We start from the raw sequence: 20,951 nt of genomic DNA on the forward strand, positions 1-20,951 counted from the left end.
CCGATTTTTCCATGCAGGACCAATGGTTACGGCGCAAACCGACCACGTGACCTGCGTCGCCCGCAACAGGAGCGATGGCCGGAAGGCGGCCCATCGAAGGGCGACGCACCTTGGCGCACGCGGAAACCGATGCGCGTTCGGCCCGCTTGTTCGGCTGCTTATCGGCCCGCGCGTGGCCGCGACAATCAACGGACGTCGCCATCAACGGCCCTCACACGCACTCCGCCCGCCGCGGGTGACCTTCGCTCTTTTCTGCGGCACGCGCCTGCCCCAAAACCTTGGTCGCCTCTTCCACTTTTGCCGATAGCGGCGATGGTTGCCCGCTGAGGAATGACACCAAGATCGCGATCATCCAGCGGCCGGAACGCGGCAGTCTGCAACATGCTCGCCGATAGCCCGCCCGGCTCTGCGTCCCCTCGCCGTTCGTCTGCACCAAGCGGCAGCCGCTACAGCGCCGCGCGTCTAATCAGACGCGCCAAGGTCGCTGTGGCGCTTTGAATTGCAGAAGCCCAAAACCCCTGAGAATGCTGTGGTTGGCGGCACATTTTCCCGAAATAAGCCGCGCGAATGGCTCTTGCGTTTTTTTGCAAATACTGTCACTGCTGCTACCGTTCGGGCGTTTTCAATCCCGGAGACTGGACTTTCTCTTTTGTGCCCGGCTTGCCGGGCCGGCCGGAAGCGGCAAATGGACGTTCTTTCCCCGTTATCGTGACTACTCGACGCCTATCCGCTTGTATGCGGAAGACGACACACCCACATCCTCACGGGGGCGCGGGTATAGCTTTAAGACTGAAGGAAAAGGACTTCTTCCATGGCCACTAAGGGCACCGTAAAATTCTTCAACCAGGACAAGGGTTTTGGTTTCATCACGCCGGACGGCGGCGCTAAGGACGTATTCGTCCACATCTCCGCTGTACAGGACGCTGGCCTTGCTACGCTGAAGGACGGCCAGGTTGTCACGTTCGACACCGAAGCTGACCGCATGGGCAAGGGCCCGAAGGCCGTCAACATCCAGGCTTCGTAAGCCGGATCGTCCGACTGGACTTTTTGGAAGCGGCGCTCCCCAGGGGGCGCCGTTTTCGTTTGGGCTGTTGGTTTGTGTCGGGGCGGGTGCCGACGCATTGGCCGGAAGCCGCCTTCGCTTCGACCGAGGAGACCTCGGCATCCGCATCCGCAAGTATTCGCGGGGCGGCCAGGGGGATCATCGGCTCAAGGCCGAGGATGACAGCGGTTCAAGGCTGAGTATGGCGCCGGCTCAAATGAGAGACTCGCGTCGGTGTGAGGACGACGGCCGATGTTGGCGGGTCCGCCAGCTCTTTTCATTTGGCCTCAGGCGTTCTCGATCACCGTGAGGATCGACAACACACCATGTGGCCAGCAAGCGGGGCCACCGCTCTGCCTCGAACAAGTCGCCCCTCATTTCTGTGCTCGTCACAGAAATCCAGCAGCGCCGCGTCCGCGGCGCAAGGTTGCAGCTGTAGGCGCAGTCCCTAGTCGCCATGTGAGACATTCCGGCCGTGCCGACGCTGGCCCTCTGCGACATGCAGAGGATGACGTTCCGCGACGTCTCCGGACCTACTCGGCCGCCTGCTTTGCGGCTGCCGCCTCGAACACGGCATCGAAGGCGGCGTGGATGACCTCCGGCCCAGCCCCTTGGCGGGTGGCGTCAGACGACAGGATCTGGCGGTAGCGCCGTGCACCCGGCCAGCCCTGGAACAGCCCGACCATATGCCGCGTGACATGGGCGAGCCGGCCGCCATTGGCGATGTGGCCGGCCGCATAATCGGCCATCGCTTCGCGCAATTCCGCCCAGAAGGACAGGTCCAGCCGGTGGCCGCGCTCTGAGAAGTCGGCAGCGTCGTGAATCAGCGTCGGCGCGCCGGTCAGCGGATGCGGGAAAAAGCCATCGACCGACGAAAGCATGGCGCTGTCGTGATAGGCGGCCCGACCGAGCATCACGCCATCGAGATGCTTGAGCTCGTCAAGCGACTGATTCAAAGTCTGAAGTCCGCCGTTGAGGCCGATGAAAAGATTAGGGTTTTCAGCCTTCAGCCGGTGCACGAGAGCGTAGTCGAGCGGCGGGATGTCGCGGTTTTCCTTGGGCGAGAGCCCCTGCAGCCAGGCTTTGCGGGCATGGACCCAGACCGCGTCCGTACCGGCGTCGACGACGCGCGACACCAGATCGCGCAACGCCACTTCCGGATCCTGCTCGTCGACGCCGATGCGGCATTTCACCGTCACCGGGATCGTGACCGTGGCCTTCATCGCCGCCACGCATTCCGCCACCACGCCAGGCTCCTGCATCAGGCAGGCGCCAAAAGTGCCGGATTGCACCCGGTCGGACGGGCAGCCGACATTCATGTTGATTTCGTCATAGCCGAACGCTTCGGCAATGCGGGCCGCCTCCGCCATCTTGCGCGGATCGCTGCCGCCCAGCTGCAGCGCCACCGGATGCTCCGACGCATCAAAACCGAGCAGCTTCACCCGATCGCCCCTGAGGATCGCGTCGGCGACGATCATCTCGGTATAGAGCAGCGCATGCCGCGAAAGCCGGCGCGCAAAAAACCGGTAGTGCCGATCGGTCCAGTCGATCATCGGCGCCACGGCGAAGATCGGAGCCTTGAAATACGCTCTTCCGGCCGCAGATTTTGCTGCGTTCTCAGTCATTTCTTCTGTCTCTTGTTCGCTCGCGGCGGCAAAGGGCAGCGCGATGGCCACGCGCCCGCCGACGGCCAGCGTCTTGTACCGTTGCCGGCTTATATAATGGCGCAGGCAAGAAAGCGAGCCTTTGACGGGCAGCAAGGCTCCTGGCTGCGGATCGCCGTCATCGGGCGTGGCTGCTCACGCGAACGGCACGGCGGGACGCTTCGGATCAGAAATGCCGGCAACGCCACGGGCTGTTGCGACAGACGCTTCATTTCGCGCCAGAGTTTCTGGCAGACTTTGATGGCTTGCGCCCTGCCGCCTGCAAGACTTGCGTCGCGACATCCGAAGCCTTCGTCGGGCGGAGGCAGTTCGGCGGGGCCGGAAAGCCGGGCGCAAAAACGCACCAAAAATGGCTCACGCTCGAGCCGTCATCCTTGATAAAAAATCACAGGCGACTCGATCGGGGACCATTCATGCAAAATGTCATATTTGCTTTTGTGCTGGGGCTTGCGACGGCGGTTGCAACAGGCGCCTGGGCTCAGCCATTCAGGTCCCCGACCGCGCTCATCGAGGCGCTCTATGCGCCATATCTTGGCGACGGCGACACCTCGGAGCGCGACGCGTTTTTCTCCAACGATCTCACCAAGCTTTACGAGACCGACGCGGAGAAGAGCCAGGGTGAGGTCGGCGCCATCGGCTTTGACCCCGTCATCAACGGGCAGGATTGGGACATCGCCAACCTGCGCATCGGCAAGGCCGAAATCACCGGCCCATCCGCTGTCGTCACCGTGCGCTTCGAGAATTTTTCGGCGCCCGTCACCCTGCGCTACAGTCTGATGAACGAAGCCGGAAACTGGCAGGTCGACGACATCGAAAGCACCGAGGGCGATACCCGGTGGACGTTGAGCGAGATCTTCGCCAACGCGCAATATTGAAGCGGTAGATATGGCTCGAACCGCAGCACGGAAACGAATTCGCAGGTGGCCGGGCCGCGCAAACAACCAGACGCAAGCATCTTCGGCTTGACAGGCGGTATCACAGGCGATTAGGGCAGCGTCCCTGTATCGATACAGAAGGCAGGAACAAGGGAAGACGGCATGAAACGTGCGATCGTGGCACTCCTCACCCTCCAGCTCGCGGGTTGCCAGTCAGTGGCGCTCGAGGATCAGGAGATCGCGAAGCCGAAACCGCCTTCCGTGCCGACGCTCTCCGGCACCGATCTTCGGGCCCTTATCGTCGGCAAGTCGCTGCGCTACACCATTAACGGCGTCGTCTCCTCCTATTTTGCCGACGGCCGATATGGCTACCGCGATTACGAAGTGCGCGACGGCGGAACCTACACGATTGCGGGCGACGAAGTCTGCATCACCTTCGAGGATGGTGGCAGGCGCTGCGACCAATTCGCCCGGATCGGACCCGACTATGTCAGGATCGAGGAAGGCGGCCGCCAGACCAAGGTGGCAGGCGTCGGACCGGCCTGAACCGGCGACAGCGCTGCGGGCACCAGCGTCGCGGCAATGCTTCAGAAAGGCGGAGATGCCCGCGCTCGAAATTCGCCCTGCCCGTCCAGACGAGCGCCTGGCGCTGATCGAGCTTTCTCTCCAATCCGCTTCGCGAATCCCTTATTCCCAAGGGGTTCTATTATGGGGGGTTATGGCATAGTTCGCCGGGCACCGGGGCTTGGGTGCCGGGGGAGAAAGACGTGAACCCTTTGTGCTCGACACAATGTATCGCGCTGTCGCAGCCCTGATATCGACACGCTGCAGCGCGTCTTCGACAACATCTGCGCCGAGCAACACTGGCCGCGCGACAGCGCCCGTGCCCGCCGCCATGCACGCATGCTGATCGACGAATATCTGGCCGGCACGACCAATGAGCAATTGCTGCTTGTCGTCGGCCGCTTGTTCGCCTCACGCTTGGCGGAGACATCGACCTCGGCCTAGGGGCGAAGTCCAGCGGTTGTGCTTCGGCAAGACGCACCCGGAAAAGCTGCTTACAAAAGCGTTATCCTGCGCTACATTAGCACAGTTGACCCTTGCCGCGTGGGAGGAGCCCTGTCGCAAGCAGTCGCGATGCCGACATTCATTGAGATGATCTCGAGGAGGAGACGCATGCATCAAATCATCTGGAACCAGCCGATCGAACTCGACTTCGTGACGGGCGATGTCCGCACCGTCAAGGGCCCGTCAGACGCGCTTGCCTGCCTTGCCGACCATTGGCCGCGGCGCGGACCGAGTTACGTCGCCGCCCGCAGCGCCTGCCGCGCCGCCATCGACGGCCGTCGCACGGTGGAAGAAGCGCGATCGCTGTTCATCTCGGCTGCAAATGAAGCCGAATTGAAAGCGCATTAAGAGGCATTTGCCACCCGCATTGAGTGCCCTGCACTCGCCCCTTGCCGTTGGCATGCGAAGAGCACGCCGGAGGGCCTGTTGATTGGCATCTGCGCCCTCTTGGAAGAAATGACTTGCGGCGGCGCGATCGCGCCCCAGACAGTGCCTGAGCATGGCATCCGGTGGTGGAGTTACCGTGCCGATTCGGCGCAGCATCTTCAAATAGCACGCAAATTTCCCGGAAATGGCCCGATTTCTGTCGTGAAGCCTTCATTTCTCTGCGCTATATCATGAGGTGCCTCACAAAAACCAATTTCGAAGCGTCTGAGTCCCATCAAGGGAAAAAGCATAATGTCCCAGAAAAAAGGGACGACGAAAACGGGAGAGATATCATGAGCGAGCAGAATCTCTATCGCATCGTTGAAGTCAGTGTGAAGCGCGACGGCGATCGTCGCGATGTCGGCATCATGACCGTGCGCCAAGCCCTGGAACTTCAAGTACCGAGCCTCGAATACAGCCATCCGGAACTGAACTCTCGGTCGGATGGACGGTTTCTCACGCGCGCCCAGTTGCAAGCCTACGCCTGCTGCGCCTGAGATAAACCCTTGCAGCACCCGAACAGGGTGTTAACGTCCGGCTGGGATTCGAAACAGCCGGACAATCATGCAAACAGTCATTCCACCTTCACCACCCGTCCTGTTGCCGATCGCCGGTAGCCTCGTGGGTTTTCCGGTGCGCCGGGTCTATTGCGTGGGCCGCAACTATGCGGCCCACGCCATCGAGATGGGTCACGACCCGGATCGCGAACCGCCGTTCTTCTTCCAGAAGAACCCGGACAACCTGCTGGTGGCCGATAAGACCTTCCCCTATCCGCCGCGCACGGCCGATGTGCACCATGAGGTCGAGCTGGTTGTCGCCTTGAAAAGCGGCGGCGCCGACATCCCTGTCGAACAGGCGCTCGACTGCGTCTACGGCTATGCTGTTGGCATCGACTTCACCCGCCGCGACCTGCAGGCCGAGGCCAAGAAGGCGGGCAAGCCCTGGGCAGCGGCCAAGGCCTTCGAACATTCGGCGCCTGTTTCCGAGATCGTGCCGGTCGAGGCGATCGGTCATCCCGTCAACGGCAATATCTGGCTGAAGGTCAATGGCGAGCTACGCCAGCAGGGCGATCTCGAGCAGATGATCTGGAAGATACCCGAAGTCATCTCGGAGCTTTCACGGCTGTTCACGCTCGCCCCCGGCGACATCATCATGACCGGGACCCCTTCGGGTGTCGGTCCGGTGGTGCGCGGCGACGCGGTGACCTGCGGCGTCGATGGCGTCGCGGCGCTTGCCGTTACCGTTCTCTAAGATCGGAGCGCTTCCGCTTTCGTTTCGGAACGCATCGCGGAAGCGCCCCATCGCATTGTCTTGACGCATCTCCCGATAAAGGAAGCGCTGCACGCGGTTTCAGGGAATGCTCCAACAACAAGGATTGCCCGATGCCGCTCTATGCCCTTGGACCGCTGCGTCCGCAAACGCCTACTGAGGGCAGCTACTGGGTGGCGCCTGATGCCAACATCATCGGCCAGGTGGAAATCGGCGAGGATGTCGGCATCTGGTTCGGCGCCACGCTGCGCGGCGACAACGAGCTGATCCGGCTCGGCGCCCGCACCAATATCCAGGAAAACACCGTCATTCACGTCGACCCCGGCTTTCCCGTGACCATCGGCGAAGGCTGCACCATCGGTCATGGCGCCATCATCCACGGCTGCACCATCGGCGACAACTCGCTGATCGGCATGGGCGCAACGGTGCTGAACGGTGCGAAGATCGGCCGCAACTGCCTGGTCGGCGCAAATGCGCTGGTGACCGAGGGCAAGGAGTTCCCCGACAATTCGCTGATCGTCGGCGCGCCCGCCAAGGCCATCCGCACGCTTGACGATGCCGCCGTCGAAGGGCTGAAGCGCTCGGCCAGCCACTACGTCAAGAACTGGCAGCGCTATGCGATGCAGCTGACGAAGCTCGACTAGAGCGTTTCCGGTTTAAACGGAGTCACAAAACGCTGACGGAAAACCGCTTCGCACTTTTCCTGGAATTGCTCTAAGCGCGACGAGCCCGCCGCGCTCAGTCAGGCGCAGCTCTGGCAGTGACCACGGATCTCGATGGTGGTCTTTTCCGTCTTGAAGTTCTGTGCACGCGTCAGCGCCGACAACCGCTGCTCGATCGCGGTGTCGTGGAACTCGGTTACCTGCCCACACCCCTCGCAGATCGTAAACGCCGTGACCCCGTGATCATGCTCGTGCTCGTGCGGGCATGTGCAGGCAACGAAGGCGTTGAGGCTTTCGAGCCGGTGCACGAGGCCATACTCGAGCAGCTTGTCGAGCGCGCGATAGACCTGCAGTGGCGCGCGAAACCCCTGGTCGCGCAGCTTGTCGAGGATTGTGTAGGCGCTCAAGGGGCCTTCGGAATGGCTGAGCGCATTCATCACCATCGTCTGGTTCTTGGTCAGTTGCGGGGTCGTCATCAATGATGCCCTCCAGGCGTGGAATGAGACGCTGTCTCCAACCGACGCCGCCCGATCGGCAGCAGACTCAGTACGAAAAGCGCAAGTGCAGCAACGACGATAGACGGTCCCGACGGCGTGTCCCAGTGCAGCGAACCGAAAAGCCCACCGGTAACGGCAAGCGCACCGATCACCGAGGCAAGAACCGCCATTATTTCCGGCGACGTCGCAAAGCGGCGGGCTGTGGCCGCCGGGATGATCAGCAGCGAGGTGATCAAGAGGATGCCGACGATCTTCATGGCGATGGCGATCACCAGCGCCATCAACAGCATGAAGAACAACCGCGCCCGCTCCGGCTTCATGCCCTCGGCCTCGGCGAGTTCAGGATTGACCGTGGAGGCCAGCAGCGGCCGCCAGAGATAGACGATCGCGAAGATCACCAGGATGCCGCCGCCCCAGATGATGTCGATGTCGGATTCCGACACAGCGAGAATGTCGCCGAAGAGAAAGCCGACGAGATCGATGCGCACCCAGGTCATGAAGGCGACGATGACGAGGCCGATCGACAGCGCCGAATGCGACAGGATGCCGAGCAGCGCATCGGTCGACAGCGCCCCGCGCCGCTGCAGGAACAGCAGTAATATCGACACGGCAGCCGCAACGATGAACACCGCCACCATCAGGTTGAGATCGAGAAGCAGCGACAGCGCCACACCCAGCAGCGCCGAATGCGCCATGGTATCGCCGAAATAGGCCATGCGCCGCCAGATGACGAAGCAGCCGAGCGGCCCCGCCATCACGGCGATACCGATGCCGGCGATCAGCGCCCGGACGAAGAAATCGTCAAGCATCGCGCTTCTCCTTCACCTCGAAGCCATGCAGGCGGGTGTGGTGGCCGCAGCCGCAATCCTCGCCATGGTCATGCACGTTGTCGTCCTCGTCGTGGTGATGGCCGTCGCCCGGGTAACAGTGCTCGGTGATCGAACCATCAGCATGCAGCACGCGCCCGTCAGGCAGATGCGTGTGGTCGTGATTGTGGCTGTAGACCGCAAGCGTGCTGGCAGCGCGCCTGCCGAACAGCTTCTGGTACTCCGGGCTCTGGCTGACGGCCTGCGGCGTGCCGCGGCAGCAGACATGGCCATTGAGGCAGACGACCGTGTCGGTTTCGGCCATGACGATATGCAGATCGTGCGAGATCAGCAGGATGCCGCAGCCGGTGCGGTTGCGGATCTGCTTGATCAGTTCGTAGAGCGCGATCTCACCGCTGAAGTCGACGCCCTGCACCGGTTCGTCGAGCACCAGCAGGTCCGGCTTGCGGGCGATCGCCCGCGCGAGCAACGCCCGCTGGAATTCACCGCCCGACAGATGCTGCACCTCGGCTTTCGCCAGATGCAGAACGCCGGTCGCCGACAGCGCCTCCTCGATCTCCCTGCCCTTCAGCGGGCCGGTCAGCGTCATCAGCCGTTCGACTGTCAAGGGCAGCGTCCAGTCGACTGCAAGCTTCTGCGGGACATAGCCGACCTTCAGGCCCGGCTTGCGCTCGACAAAACCTTCGTCGGCCTTCAGCACGCCGATCGCCGTCTTCGCGGTCGTTGACTTGCCAGAGCCATTGGGGCCGATCAGCGTGACGATCTCGCCCGGGCTGATGGAAAACTCCACGCCACGCACCAGCCAGCGGCCGTTGCGGCTGACGCCGGCATTGTTCAACCGCACCAGCGGTGTCGTTTCTGGGGATCGGAAATTCAGCATCAAAAAATTCCGGATTGGCGGTTGCCACTGGCTATCGCACACGTTATAGCATAACGCAATTGATGTAATAACATTACATTGAAACATCGACACGTTCAACCGGACGTATGCTCGGTGTTTCAAGTGTCCGAACTGCGCCTGTCCCTGGCCGAAAACGATAGTCGGTTCAGGGCCTTGCGTGACATTCAAGCCCGGAGAAACCGATGAAATCGTCTTCCGCCCTGCTCTTTGCCTCCACAATCCTGCTGTCTTCGCCCGTTGCAGCGGCCGGCCCCAATGTGGTGGCTTCGATCAAGCCTGTCCACTCGCTCGTCGCTTCGATCATGCAGGGCGTCGGCGAACCGTCGCTGATCGTCGAGGGTGCTGCTTCGCCCCATACCTACAACATGAAACCGTCGAACGCCGCGGCGCTGCAGGCGGCCAAGGTGGTCTTCTGGGTCGGCCCGGGGCTCGAAGCCTTCCTCGACAAGCCGCTCGATGCGCTGAGCGGCGGCGCCAAGGTGGTGGAGCTCAGCGAAGCGCCGGGTCTTGAGAAGCTGAAGTTCCGCGAAGGCGGCGCCTTCGAGGCGCATGATCACGACGACGAGGGCCATGGTGAGGAGGGCCACAAGCACGCCGAGGGCGAAGCGGAACACGACGATGCCGCAGCTCCCGAGGCTGCTGCCGCAGATGACCACGATCATGCGCATGAGGGCCATGATCACGAAGGCTTCGACATGCACCTGTGGCTCGACCCGCAAAATGCTAGGGCGATGGCAGCCGAGATCGAAAAGACGCTCACAGAGGCCGACCCGGACAATGCCGGCGCCTACAAGGCCAATCTCGAGAAACTCAACCAGCGCCTCGACGCGCTGGACAAGAGCCTGGTCGCAACCGTCGCGCCGGTGAAGGACAAGCCCTTCGTCGTCTTCCACGATGCCTATCAGTATTTCGAGCATCGCTACCAGGTGCGGGTGGCGGGCTCGATCACGGTCAGCCCGGAGGTTCTGCCCGGCGCCGATCGGCTGTCGCAGATCCACGCCAAGATCAAGGAACTGGGTGCGACCTGCGTCTTTGCCGAACCGCAGTTCGAACCGAAACTGATCAATGTGGTGATCGAAGGCACGCCGGCGAAATCCGGGACGCTCGATCCAGAGGCGGCCACGCTCGATGCCGGGCCGGACCTCTACTTCCAGCTGATGGAAGGTATCGGCACGTCGCTCAAGACCTGCCTCGCCTCGGCAAGCTGATCCGTGCTCCCAAGGCGGCATAGCCGTCCTCCCAAGGCGGCAAAGGCGCGCCACGCGCCGCCCCTCTCCGTCATGCTCGGGCTTGACCCGAGCATCCAGCGTGCCTCCCTGTGGGGCTTTCAGCCGCTGGATCCTCGGGTCAAGCCCGAGGATGACGAAAGGACAGATCAAGCCCCGGAAGTGACCGGCGGACAGGTCTAACCGATGACTGAGACCGGTCGAGGCAGGACCGGCGCACAAGGCCGAAGCCTCGCGGCCGATGGCAAAGCCAGTCCACGAGCGACCGGATTGTTCAGGCGGGCGTAAGCGTCCGCCTTTTATAGGCGCGTCAAGCGTAATGGTATAACATACAGGAAACAACGATGGAAAGACTTCCCGTAACCGTGCTGTCCGGCTTCCTTGGCGCCGGCAAGACGACGCTGCTCAACCATGTGCTGTCCAACCGCGACGGCTTGCGTGTAGCCGTCATCGTCAACGATATGAGCGAGATCAATATCGACGCCGCGTTGATCCGCGACGGCGGCGCCAACCTGTCGCGCACCGAAGAGCAGCTCGTTGAAATGACCAATGGCTGCATCTGTTGCACGCTGCGCGACGATCTGCTGCGCGAAGTCCGCGATCTCGCCGAACAGAACCGCTTCGACTACCTGCTGATCGAATCGAGCGGCATTTCCGAACCCCTGCCCGTCGCAACCACCTTCGATTTTCGCGACGAGGATGGCGAAAGCCTTACCGACGTCGCCCGCCTCGACACCATGGTCACCGTGGTCGATGCCGCCAATCTGCTTGCTGACTACTCCTCGCTCGATTTCCTTGCCGATCGCGGCGAGACGGCAGGCGAAGGCGATACCCGCACATTGGTCGACTTGCTTGTCGAGCAGATCGAGTTCGCCGATGTCGTCGTGCTCAACAAGATCGGCACGGCTACATCAGAGCAGCGCGATGCCGCACGCAAGATCATCGTCGGGCTGAACCCGGATGCGCAGCTGGTGGAAGTGGATTTCGGCCAGGTGGAACTGCGCGACGTGCTCGGCACCGGCCGCTTCGACCTTGCCAAGGCCGAACAGCACCCGCTCTGGTACAAGGAGCTGCATGGTTTCAAGGATCATATTCCGGAAACCGAGGAATACGGCATCCGCTCCTTCGTCTACAAGGCCCGCCGCCCGTTCGATCCCACCCGGTTCCAGGCGTTTCTCAATCGCTCCTGGCAGGGCGTGGTGCGGGCCAAGGGTTTCTTCTGGCTGGCGACGCGACCCTATCATGTCGGCGAACTGAGCCAGGCCGGGCCGCTGGTCAGAACATCAAAGATGGGCCCGTGGTGGGCGGCAGTGCCTAGGGAGCAATGGCCGCGCGACCCGGGCTTCCTGAAGGCTGTCGGTCCCTACATCGATCCCGTCTGGGGCGATCGCCGCCAGGAGATCGTCTTCATCGGCGCCGACCCCATGGATCAGGCGATGCTGACGGCCGAACTCGACGCCTGCCTGGTCAATGACACCAGCTTCCAGCCGGACCGTTGGCGGGATCTGCCCGATCCCTTCGCGAACTGGTCGCAGCGGGCGGCCTGATGCAGGCGGCCGGTCCAAGACCACGTCGACCGCGCTTCACCTGCATGGGCCTCAATGCCGCCGGCAGGCCCGTGCCGATGTTCGATCCGTTCTTTGATGGACAGGATAATGGGGAGGAGGCACTCGCCCCGCCCGGCCCGCTGGAGCGACTGCTTTTCGGAGAGCGGGGTCGGACTGAAGCCGCGGACATTCCGTCGCTGCGTCGAACGACGGTGTAGGGAAAATCGAAGGGGTAGCCATAAAGCGCCCCCGGACTGCTGACAAAGTTGCCGCTGGTTATCTGCCGACCATTGGCAAGCTCAAGGCGATCGGAAACTTCCTTCATTCCTGTGCCTGTCACAGGAATCCAGTCAGCCCAAGTCCTTGGGCTAAAGGGTCTTTTGGCCCGACAGACGTCGGGCCACTGGATCCCCGCCACAAGGGCGAGGATGAGGAGAGCGGGTTTCGCCCTTCGTCAATAGATTCTTTCAGAGGCTGTAATAAGTTTGAAGGGGCAGCCCGAAAGGCTGCCCTCGATCAAATCGTTCAACGCGCAGACGTCAGGCCGACGATGACGCCGGTCGCAAGGCTGATCAGCAGGAAGTCGTTGTCGACACGCACCCACTGCTGGCCGCGCGGCGGCTGGCGCAGCTTGTAGCGGCGATAATCGCGCACCTGCGCCATGTGGCGGCGCTCGGCGGGGCTCAACCGATGGCCGCGCGACCAGCGTTCCTTCTTCTTGACGATGACACGCTTTTCGATTGTCACGTGCTTGTCGACATGCCGGTCCACGTGGCGGTCGACAGGTCGACGCTGATAGCGGTCGTAGTTCTGTGCGACCTCGAAGGAACCTGCCGGCTGGGCAAAGGCTGCTACCGGTGTGATCAGGAAGGAGCTGGCGACCAGAGCGGTCAGGAGACGTTTCATCGGGGTATCCTTTCGTTATTTGCACCCCGAAAATAGGTCCGGCTTCCTGAACCGAATATGAAACGCTACATTACAAATACGTAATGATATCGAGTACTTATAAGCGTTACCTTACAGACTGATATTCTCACTCTGAGAGGCTGACGTAACGGAACAGATCGAAATCCGCCGCCAGTCCCGCACCCGACGTGTCGAAGGCGAACATGCCGGCGAAAGCGCCGGTAAACGATCCATGTTCGCCGCGGCCGCCCTCGTCCGACACCACGCCAGCGTCGAGCACCGGGCCGAGGGCCTGCCAATCGACCGCCCCGTCTGCGCGCCAGAAGAACTGCAGGTCATTGTCGCGGATCTCCATGGCAAGCCCGATCGGCCCTCCGGGCACGGCGATGCCGCTTCCGACAGGAAACTGCAGCCGGCCAAGCGGGAAGTCGCCCGGGCAGGACAGGATCGTCAGCGTCCGCCCAAGAGTCTCGTGCCAGGTGAGGCCGAGCGCATGAAACTTGTGGCGGTTGTAGTAGTGCGTCAGCCCGGCGACCTGCTGATAGGTCTCCGGCGCGAAGTCGACCAAGGTTTCAGCGCGGAAAGAATGATGCTCCTGCCGGCGGGCGACCAAAGCCTGCTCGAACCAGCTGCCGATGCTTTCGCGGGCAAAGAGCCTCAAGTGCCCTGCCCGCCTTTCCAGCGAAAAGATCCGCTCCGGCAGCGGCGTGCGCAGCCACTGGAACTCGGCCGGAAGCGCGGCCCCATCGAAATCGGTTTCGACCACGCGCGGCTCCACCAAGGCCCCGACCGGGCCTGGAGCTGCGACCAGGACTTCGGGAACCGGCCCGCCGTTTTCGAGATAGAGCCAGCCGTCATCGCGCCAGACGCATTTCTGCAGTGCCGTCTCGCGGCCAAGCGTGCAGCGACGCTCCGGCGGCAGCGGCCGGCCGCAGAGATGGGTGTGATAGGCTTGCCCGTCCGGCGTCTCGACATATTGCCCGTGCCCTGCGCGCTGCAGCGGCGCATCAGGGTGATCCTTTGACGTGATTAGGTAGGTATCGGGATGGATTTCGTAGGGACCGTCGATCGTGCGCGACCGCGCCATGGTCACGGCATGGTCGTATCCCGTGCCGCCTTCCGCCGTCGTCAGATAGTACCAGCCATTGCGCTTGAAGAGATGCGGCCCTTCGACCAGACCGAGCGGCGAGCCGGCAAAGATGTTCTTCACCGGCCCGGCCAGCCTGCGCGCGCGCTCGTCCCATTCCTGCAAGAGGATACCGTCGAAGGCCGGATGTTTCGGCGAGCCGCCTCTGCGATGGTTCCACTGCATGTTGAGGAACCATTTTCGCCCATCGTCGTCATGGAACAGCGACGGGTCGAAGCCGGAGGAATTGACGTAGACAGGATCGGACCAGACGGCTTCGATCGCCTCTGCCGTGACGATGTAGTTGTGTGCGTCCTTGAAGTTGCCGTCGAAGCGCTTGACGTCGGTATAAACAAGGAAGAACAGGCCGTCGTTATAGGAAAGGCACGGCGCCCAGACGCCGCAGCTATCCGGGTTGCCACGCATGTCCAGCTGGCTTGCCCGCTCCAGCGGCCGGCGCACCAGACGCCAGTTCACCAGATCGCGCGAATGGTGGATCTGCACGCCCGGATACCACTCGAAGGTGGACGTGGCGATGTAATAGTCATCGCCCACCCGGCAGATGGACGGGTCCGGGTTGAAGCCGGGCAGGATCGGATTGCGAATCAGGGCAGTCATTCCTCGGGCATCCTCCAATTGTCGGCCGCATCCAGCCCCAAACCGCCGTGATTTTCAAGACTGCAACGTTACAGTTGGTGACGTAGCCCACGACGCGGCACGAGTGGTTCACGCAGTATTGCCATTTGCGCCCTTCACATCTGCAGTGAAACCCACTGGCGATACTGGTTGGCACCCTGTTGTGCACAATGATTGGGCAATCGCCTGACAGCTCCATTCGACTTTAGTCTGGGGTGGCGGAACTAACCGGGAAAATCGAGCCTCGGACTTGAACGCTGGCTTGAAATCGGCACTCTGGTTGTGCTTGGCACAAAAACCAAAACAGCCACTGCGGGGAGGAAATCGATGAAAGCGTTACTCGGCTTCAGCCGACTCATAGACACGACGACCGAGTTCATCGGCAAATCGGTGTCCTGGCTCATTCTGGTCGCTGTGCTCGTCAGCGCCGGCAATGCCATCATCCGGAAAATGTTCAACATGTCGTCGAACGCCTGGCTCGAGGCGCAGTGGTATCTCTTCGGGGCGGCCTTCATGTTCGCCGCCGCCTATACACTGAGCCAGAACGAACACATCCGCATCGACGTCGTCTACGGCCAGTTCTCGCGCCGCGTGCAGCACTGGATCGACCTGTTCGGTCACGTCTTCTTCCTGATGCCGTTCGTGCTGCTGATGCTCTATTACTTCGTGCCCTACGTGAAGATGTCCTACATCTCGGGCGAGGGCTCCTCCAGCGCCGGTGGCCTGATCATCTGGCCGGCCAAGGCCATCCTGCTCTTCGGCTTCCTGCTGCTCGCCTTCCAGGGCGTATCCGAAATCATCAAGAAGGTCGCGATCATGACCGGCAACATGGACGACCCGACACCCTATGTGCCGACCCATGCACCGCTTGACGACGTCGTCGCTCCGGAGGCCCGTCCATGATCGAATTCATTGCTGAAAACCTGGCACCGATCATGTTCGTCTCGCTGATCGTGTTCCTGCTGCTGGGCTATCCCGTCGCCTTCTCGCTCGCCGCCAACGGCCTCCTGTTCTTCATCATCGGCGTGGAGCTCGCTCCGCTGTCGGATTCGATCAACCTGTCCTGGCCATTGCTCAACGCGCTTCCCGACCGGTTCTGGGGGGTGATGTCGAACGACACATTGCTTGCCATCCCCTTCTTCACCTTCATGGGGATCGTGCTCGAGAAATCGGGCATGGCGGAAGACCTGCTCGACACAATCGGCCAGCTCTTCGGCCCGATCCGCGGTGGTCTCGCCTATGCGGTCATCTTCGTCGGCGCGCTGCTTGCAGCCACCACCGGCGTGGTTGCAGCCTCGGTCATCGCCATGGGCCTGATCTCGCTGCCGATCATGCTGCGCTACGGCTACGACCGCAGGGTCGCATCGGGCGTCATCGCTGCCTCCGGCACGCTCGCCCAGATCATCCCGCCATCGCTCGTTCTGATCGTTCTCGCCGACCAGCTCGGCCGCTCAGTCGGCGACATGTATGCCGGCGCGCTTATCCCGGGCCTGGTCCTGACCGGCCTCTACATGATCTATATCCTGATCATGACCTTCGTCCGGCGTGACTCGATGCCGGCCCTGCCGCTGGCCGCCCGCACACTCGGCTCCGGCGTCACCTCACTGATCGTCGCGCTCATCGTCGCCGGCGCCTTTGCCTACGCGGCGCATATCTATCTCTATCCGACCCATGGCGAGAACGCCGACATCCTCGGCGCCACCGTTGGCGTCGGCTTCATCTACGTCGTCGCTCTTCTGGATCGCGGCTTGAAGATCAATGCGATGTCGCGGCTTGCCCAGCAGGTCATCATCGTGCTGATCCCACCGCTGGCGCTGATCTTCCTCGTGCTCGGCACCATCTTCCTCGGTATCGCCACGCCGACAGAAGGCGGCGCCATGGGTGCGGTCGGTGCACTGATCATGGCGGCGGCCAAGGGCCGCCTGAGCATGGACGTCGTTCGCTCGGCCCTGGCGGCAACCACCCGGCTTTCCGCTTTCGTGCTGTTCATCCTCATCGGCGCCCGCGTGTTTTCGCTGACCTTCTACGGCGTCAACGGCCACATCTGGGTCGAACACCTGCTGACGGCGATGCCGGGCGGCGAGACCGGCTTCCTGATCACGGTCAACCTGCTCGTCTTCTTCCTGGCGTTCTTCCTCGACTTCTTCGAGCTTGCCTTCATCATCGTGCCGCTCTTGGCTCCGGCCGCCGACAAGCTCGGCATCGACCTGATCTGGTTCGGCGTGCTGCTCGGCATCAACATGCAGACCAGCTTCATGCATCCGCCGTTCGGCTTCGCGCTCTTCTATCTGCGCTCGGTCGCGGCCAAGGTGCCCTATCTCGACAGGGTCACCGGAAAGATGACACAACCGGTGACGACAGGGCAGATTTACTGGGGGGCTGTGCCCTTCGTCGGCATCCAGATCATCATGGTGGCGCTGACGATCATGTTCCCGCAGATGGTCATGCACTACAAGGGAAGCGGCGAAGTCATCGATCCGAACACCATCAAGATCGAGGTGCCCGGATTCGGGACCGGTGGCGGCGGGCTTACGCTCCCCGACAACGGCGGCGGCCTCGGCCTTCCCGGCGGTCTCCAGCTTCCGGGCGGCAGCCCGCTCGACCAGAAGCCGGCGGACCAGAACGGCGGGGCTGGCGCACAACCGCAGACGGCGCCGTCAAACGACCTGAGCCAGCCGCCTTCGTTCAAGTAACGTTCGGCTTATGCAGACAGAGGGCGGCCCCGTAAAGGGCCGCCCTCTCAGCTTGCTGCCCCCCGAAGATCGCTTTCTGGCAAACGGGCATCCCATTTTCCCTCATCCTCGCCGTTGTGGCGGGGATCCAGCGACCTGACGTCCGTCGGGCCAAAAGACTCTTTTCAGCCCAAGGACGTGGGCTGACTGGATTCCTGTGACAAGCACAGGAATGATGGAGGTTTTGGATGGCGTTCGGGCTTTCCCCCGCAAACTTGCGATGATCGAACATGCCCTTGTCGGCAGTCAGGGCTGGCCCCACAAGGGCCGCCCTCTTCATGTGGCAACAAGCCTGCTCCAGCCACCGATGTCCGCTCAATCCAGCCGCTTGGCCGGATTGTCGCGATACCAGTCGACGATCATCGGCATCATCTCCTCGAACGGGCCGCCGACGAAAACATTGAGCAGGCCCATGCGCGACGTGCTCTCGTTGCGGAAGTCGTGCATCGTTCCGCGCGGGATGACACAGATCGATCCCTTCTCCATTTGGTGCCAGGTGTCGCCGACCAGGATGCTGGCGGTCCCCTCGATCACGTAGAAGATTTCGTCATTGTCGTCGTGCTTATGCGCCCCCGGCCCTTCGCGCCGCGCCTCCACCCACCATTCGGAAATCGAGAACCGACCTTGGGTCTCCGGGCCGTCGGCTTTGAACACGGCCTGTATCGCGCCCATGTCGTAGCGCCGGCCGCCGTCCGGCCCGTGCACGATCGATTGGCTTTCGCTCGGCATGGCATCCTCCTCATCGAGCGTTAAGACAGCAACCTTACCACGAAATCTGGAGACCGCGTCCACCCGCAAGCCGGAACGAAAAAGCCGCCCGCAACCGAAGTTGCAAGCGGCTTTCATTCCGGTTCGATGCCGCTTCCCATCAGCGATGGAAAGCGCTGTAGCCAGTCGCAGGCTTAGAGCTTGCCGCCCCGCTGCAGGATCATCATGAAGGTGTCGTAGTTGTATTCGGCGATCTGGGCGTTGAGGTAGTACTCGCCGCGGAATGCCTTGATCGAGTCCCAGATCTTCTTGAAGGTCGGGTTCGAAGCTTCCATTTCGGCATAGACTTCGTTCGCCTTTTCGAAGCACGCCGACAGGATTTCCGGGCTGAACGGGCTGAGCTTGGCGCCCGAAGCCACCAGGCGCTTGATCGCCGACGGGTTCAGGTAGTCGTACTTCTGCAGCATGTTTGCGTCGGTTGCGTGGCAGGCGGTGCGCAGCAGCGACTGGTAGTTCTTCGGCAGGCCGTCGAACGCCGCTTTGTTGAACATGGCGTGGACCGTCGGGCCACCTTCCCACCAGCCGGGATAGTAGTAGTAGGGCGCGACCTTGTAGAAGCCGAGTTTCTCGTCGTCATAGGGGCCGACCCATTCGGCAGCGTCGATGGTGCCCTTTTCGAGCGCCGGGTAGATGTCGCCGCCGGCGATCTGCTGCGGCACGACGCCGAGCTTTTCGACCACCTTGCCGGCGAAGCCGCCGATGCGCATCTTCAGGCCCTGCATGTCGGCAACGGTCTTGATTTCCTTGCGGAACCAGCCGCCCATCTGCACGCCGGTGTTGCCGCCGGGGTAGCCGACGAGACCCTGGGTCGCCAGGAACTCGTTGAATAGTTCGATGCCGCCGCCATGGTAGTGCCAGGCGTTCATGCCGCGCGCGTTGAGCGCGAAAGGAACGGCAGCGCCAAGCGCCCAGGTCGGGTCCTTGCCCCAGTAATAGTAGGCGACCGTGTGGCAGGCCTCGACCGTACCGGCAGCGGCAGCATCCGCAGCCTGCAGGCCGGGCACGATTTCACCGGCTGCAAAGACCTGGATCTGGAAATTGCCGTCGGTTGCTTCAGAGACATATTTCGAAAGGACTTCGCCGCCGCCATAGATCGTGTCCAGCGACTTGGGGAACGACGAGGCAAGGCGCCAGTTGATCTTGGGATTTGCCTGCGCGATCGCAGGCGATGCGAGCGCCGATGCGCCAGCCGCAGCCAGGCCACCGAGGCTTGCGTTTTTAATGAATGAACGGCGATCCATGGTTCCTCCCTATTTCCGCCGAGGCAGAATCCGGCGCAACCGTGGTCGCGCCTCCGCCCAATGGAACCTCACCGCCTTTGCGGCACGTGCGAGGCCCCGCTCCTCCTCCCAAAGCGTCGCGATCTCCAGGATTCGCTCGCTGCGCTTTAAGCTCTACTGCAGTTTCCTTAAATCCTATTCGATTTAAGAATAAAAACATGCAGCAATTCAAAGTGCTACAGCGACCTTTGCGTGTCTCATAAGACGCGCGGCGCTGTAGTTTCTGCAAAGCCGCTGCGCACGGCATGCTTTGGAGCCATCCGTGTCGCAGCGCGAACCGGTGGCATCGACGCACCTTACACGCTCACTTATGCATGTCCAGCGGACGCTTTCCGGCGCATATTCGACTTTTGTCTAATGCGCCGGAAAGTAATCGGAATTGCTCAAAATCGAGGCAAATCAATGTATTCGCAGGATCAGAGCTCGGCCGAAGAGGCCCAGAGATTGACGTCGGCTTCGCGCGCGTAAAGGTCGATCTCGGCCAGCTCTTCCGCCGTGAACGTGTCGTTTTCAAGCGCCTTGACGCAATCGACGATCTGCTCGGAACGGCTGGCACCGATCAGCGCCGAGGTGATGCGCCCGCCGCGCAGCACCCAGGCGAGCGCCATCTGCGCCAACGTCTGGCCGCGCTTTTCGGCAATGCCGTTGAGCTTGCGGATGTTGTCGATGATCGCCGGACGGATGAAGTCCTTCTTGAGGAAGTGGTTCTGTGCGGCGCGGCTGTCCTGCGGAATGCCGCCGAGATACTTCGTCGTCAGCATGCCCTGGGCGAGCGGCGAGAAGACGATCGAGCCGATGCCGAGATCTTCGAGCGTGTGCACGAGGCCGTCGTCCTCGATCCAGCGGTTGAGCATGGAATAGCTCGGCTGATGGATCACGCAGGGTGTGCCGAGTTCCTTCAGGATCGCGGCCGCCTCGCGGGTGCGCTGCGAGTTGTAGGAGGAAATCCCGACATAAAGCGCCCGGCCCGACCGCACGATATGGTCGAGGGCGCCGCAGGTCTCTTCCAGCGGCGTGTCCGGATCGAAGCGGTGCGAATAGAAGATATCGACATAGTCGAGCCCCATGCGCTTCAGGCTCTGGTCGCAGGACGCGATCAGATACTTGCGGCTGCCCCACTCGCCATAGGGACCCGGCCACATGTCGTAGCCGGCCTTGGATGAGATGATCAACTCGTCGCGCAGATGCGCGAAGTCCGTGCGCATGATCTCGCCAAAAGCGGTTTCGGCCGATCCCGGAGGCGGACCGTAATTGTTGGCGAGATCGAAATGGGTGATGCCCAGATCGAAGGCAGTACGGCACATGTCGACCTTGCGGTCGTGCGGGGTGTCGCCGCCGAAATTGTGCCAAAGCCCCAGCGAGATCGCCGGCAGCTTCAGGCCGGACCGTCCGACGCGGTTGTACTTCATGGTGTCGTAGCGGTTTTCCGCCGGTAGCCAGGTCATCGCAATTCCTCCGCGATCGGGTTTTGATGGCGAATAAGAGACCGCCATCCTGCA

Annotated in this window: 20 protein-coding genes; 11 read left to right on the top strand and 9 right to left on the bottom strand. The window is 62.0% G+C overall.

The genetic code is table 11. The features are described 5' to 3' along the window. Nucleotides 1–811: 811 nt before the first annotated feature. Nucleotides 812–1,024 carry a cold-shock protein gene (locus J3R84_RS08555; RefSeq protein ID WP_203528637.1) on the top strand — a complete coding sequence of 71 codons (213 nt, stop codon included), beginning with the start codon at nt 812–814 and terminating at the stop codon, nt 1,022–1,024. Between the two features lie 551 nt (nt 1,025–1,575). On the opposite strand, the gene dusA is transcribed toward J3R84_RS08555, so the two are convergent. Further along, nucleotides 1,576–2,667: a tRNA dihydrouridine(20/20a) synthase DusA gene (dusA, locus tag J3R84_RS08560; RefSeq protein ID WP_025427310.1), complete on the bottom strand. Its 1,092-nt coding sequence runs from the start codon at nt 2,665–2,667 to the stop codon at nt 1,576–1,578. Nucleotides 2,668–3,119: 452 nt separating this feature from the next. Between dusA and J3R84_RS08565 the strand changes: the two genes are divergently transcribed. The 6 genes from J3R84_RS08565 to J3R84_RS08590 all read left to right on the top strand — a co-directional run bounded on the left by J3R84_RS08565 (nt 3,120) and on the right by J3R84_RS08590 (nt 6,988). Continuing rightward, the gene (locus J3R84_RS08565; RefSeq protein ID WP_063963317.1) at nt 3,120–3,581 is read left to right on the top strand and encodes a DUF3828 domain-containing protein; all 462 of its coding nucleotides are present in this window, start codon (nt 3,120–3,122) and stop codon (nt 3,579–3,581) included. A gap of 162 nt (nt 3,582–3,743) precedes the next feature. Further along, a complete protein-coding gene (locus tag J3R84_RS08570; protein WP_025427312.1) occupies nt 3,744–4,127 on the top strand; it encodes a hypothetical protein in 384 nt (127 codons plus the stop codon). A 630-nt stretch (nt 4,128–4,757) separates the two neighbouring features. Continuing rightward, on the top strand, nt 4,758–4,997 hold the full coding sequence (locus J3R84_RS08575) for a DUF982 domain-containing protein (RefSeq protein WP_025427314.1): 240 nt from the start codon (nt 4,758–4,760) through the stop codon (nt 4,995–4,997). A 371-nt stretch (nt 4,998–5,368) separates the two neighbouring features. Beyond that, the gene (locus J3R84_RS08580) at nt 5,369–5,572 is read left to right on the top strand and encodes a hypothetical protein (RefSeq protein ID WP_025427315.1); all 204 of its coding nucleotides are present in this window, start codon (nt 5,369–5,371) and stop codon (nt 5,570–5,572) included. A 67-nt stretch (nt 5,573–5,639) separates the two neighbouring features. Beyond that, complete coding sequence (locus J3R84_RS08585) at nt 5,640–6,326, top strand: fumarylacetoacetate hydrolase family protein (RefSeq protein WP_025427316.1); 687 nt, start codon at nt 5,640–5,642, stop codon at nt 6,324–6,326. 131 nt (nt 6,327–6,457) lie between these two features. Next, nucleotides 6,458–6,988: a gamma carbonic anhydrase family protein gene (locus tag J3R84_RS08590; RefSeq protein ID WP_025427317.1), complete on the top strand. Its 531-nt coding sequence runs from the start codon at nt 6,458–6,460 to the stop codon at nt 6,986–6,988. Between the two features lie 98 nt (nt 6,989–7,086). Here the strand turns inward: J3R84_RS08590 and J3R84_RS08595 are convergent, their stop codons facing one another. Genes J3R84_RS08595 through J3R84_RS08605 form a run of 3 tightly spaced genes read right to left on the bottom strand, consistent with a single transcriptional unit; the run spans nt 7,087 to nt 9,210 of the window. Next, nucleotides 7,087–7,482, bottom strand: coding sequence for a Fur family transcriptional regulator (locus tag J3R84_RS08595; RefSeq protein WP_025427318.1), 396 nt, complete (start codon nt 7,480–7,482; stop codon nt 7,087–7,089). Then, on the bottom strand, nt 7,482–8,312 hold the full coding sequence (znuB, locus tag J3R84_RS08600; RefSeq protein ID WP_025427319.1) for a zinc ABC transporter permease subunit ZnuB: 831 nt from the start codon (nt 8,310–8,312) through the stop codon (nt 7,482–7,484). Before znuB ends, J3R84_RS08595 begins: the two co-directional genes overlap by 1 nt. Beyond that, on the bottom strand, nt 8,305–9,210 hold the full coding sequence (locus J3R84_RS08605) for an ATP-binding cassette domain-containing protein (RefSeq protein WP_025427320.1): 906 nt from the start codon (nt 9,208–9,210) through the stop codon (nt 8,305–8,307). Before J3R84_RS08605 ends, znuB begins: the two co-directional genes overlap by 8 nt. A 203-nt stretch (nt 9,211–9,413) precedes the next feature. Between J3R84_RS08605 and znuA the strand changes: the two genes are divergently transcribed. Both znuA and zigA read left to right on the top strand, forming a co-directional pair. Further along, entirely contained in the window at nt 9,414–10,439 is a 1,026-nt protein-coding gene (gene znuA / locus J3R84_RS08610) for a zinc ABC transporter substrate-binding protein ZnuA (protein WP_025427321.1), read from the top strand. A gap of 362 nt (nt 10,440–10,801) precedes the next feature. Beyond that, complete coding sequence (gene zigA, locus J3R84_RS08615; protein ID WP_203528639.1) at nt 10,802–12,004, top strand: zinc metallochaperone GTPase ZigA; 1,203 nt, start codon at nt 10,802–10,804, stop codon at nt 12,002–12,004. A 525-nt stretch (nt 12,005–12,529) separates the two neighbouring features. On the opposite strand, the gene J3R84_RS08620 is transcribed toward zigA, so the two are convergent. Next, entirely contained in the window at nt 12,530–12,910 is a 381-nt protein-coding gene (locus J3R84_RS08620) for an RcnB family protein (protein ID WP_025427323.1), read from the bottom strand. 127 nt (nt 12,911–13,037) lie between these two features. Beyond that, nucleotides 13,038–14,645, bottom strand: coding sequence for a glycoside hydrolase family 43 protein (locus J3R84_RS08625; protein WP_446661806.1), 1,608 nt, complete (start codon nt 14,643–14,645; stop codon nt 13,038–13,040). 354 nt (nt 14,646–14,999) lie between these two features. Here J3R84_RS08625 and J3R84_RS08630 point away from each other — a divergent pair, with 354 nt between their 5' ends. Together J3R84_RS08630 and J3R84_RS08635 are read left to right on the top strand one after the other, a co-directional pair. Beyond that, the gene (locus J3R84_RS08630; protein ID WP_025427325.1) at nt 15,000–15,575 is read left to right on the top strand and encodes a TRAP transporter small permease subunit; all 576 of its coding nucleotides are present in this window, start codon (nt 15,000–15,002) and stop codon (nt 15,573–15,575) included. Further along, nucleotides 15,572–17,365 (top strand): TRAP transporter large permease, encoded by a 1,794-nt coding sequence (locus J3R84_RS08635; RefSeq protein ID WP_025427326.1) that lies wholly within the window; start codon nt 15,572–15,574, stop codon nt 17,363–17,365. The genes J3R84_RS08630 and J3R84_RS08635 overlap by 4 nt, the downstream gene beginning before the upstream one ends. Nucleotides 17,366–17,719: 354 nt before the next feature. Here J3R84_RS08635 and J3R84_RS08640 read toward each other — a convergent pair whose 3' ends face one another. From J3R84_RS08640 to mgrA, 3 genes are all read right to left on the bottom strand, one after another. Beyond that, nucleotides 17,720–18,133 (bottom strand): cupin domain-containing protein, encoded by a 414-nt coding sequence (locus J3R84_RS08640; protein ID WP_025427327.1) that lies wholly within the window; start codon nt 18,131–18,133, stop codon nt 17,720–17,722. Nucleotides 18,134–18,306: 173 nt separating this feature from the next. After that, nucleotides 18,307–19,413, bottom strand: coding sequence for a TRAP transporter substrate-binding protein (locus J3R84_RS08645; protein ID WP_025427328.1), 1,107 nt, complete (start codon nt 19,411–19,413; stop codon nt 18,307–18,309). Nucleotides 19,414–19,868: 455 nt separating this feature from the next. Then, nucleotides 19,869–20,897: an L-glyceraldehyde 3-phosphate reductase gene (gene mgrA, locus J3R84_RS08650; RefSeq protein ID WP_025427329.1), complete on the bottom strand. Its 1,029-nt coding sequence runs from the start codon at nt 20,895–20,897 to the stop codon at nt 19,869–19,871. Between the last annotated feature and the right edge of the window lie 54 nt (nt 20,898–20,951).

The sequence above is a fragment of the Ensifer canadensis genome, assembly GCF_017488845.2.
Classification (GTDB): domain Bacteria; phylum Pseudomonadota; class Alphaproteobacteria; order Rhizobiales; family Rhizobiaceae; genus Ensifer; species Ensifer canadensis.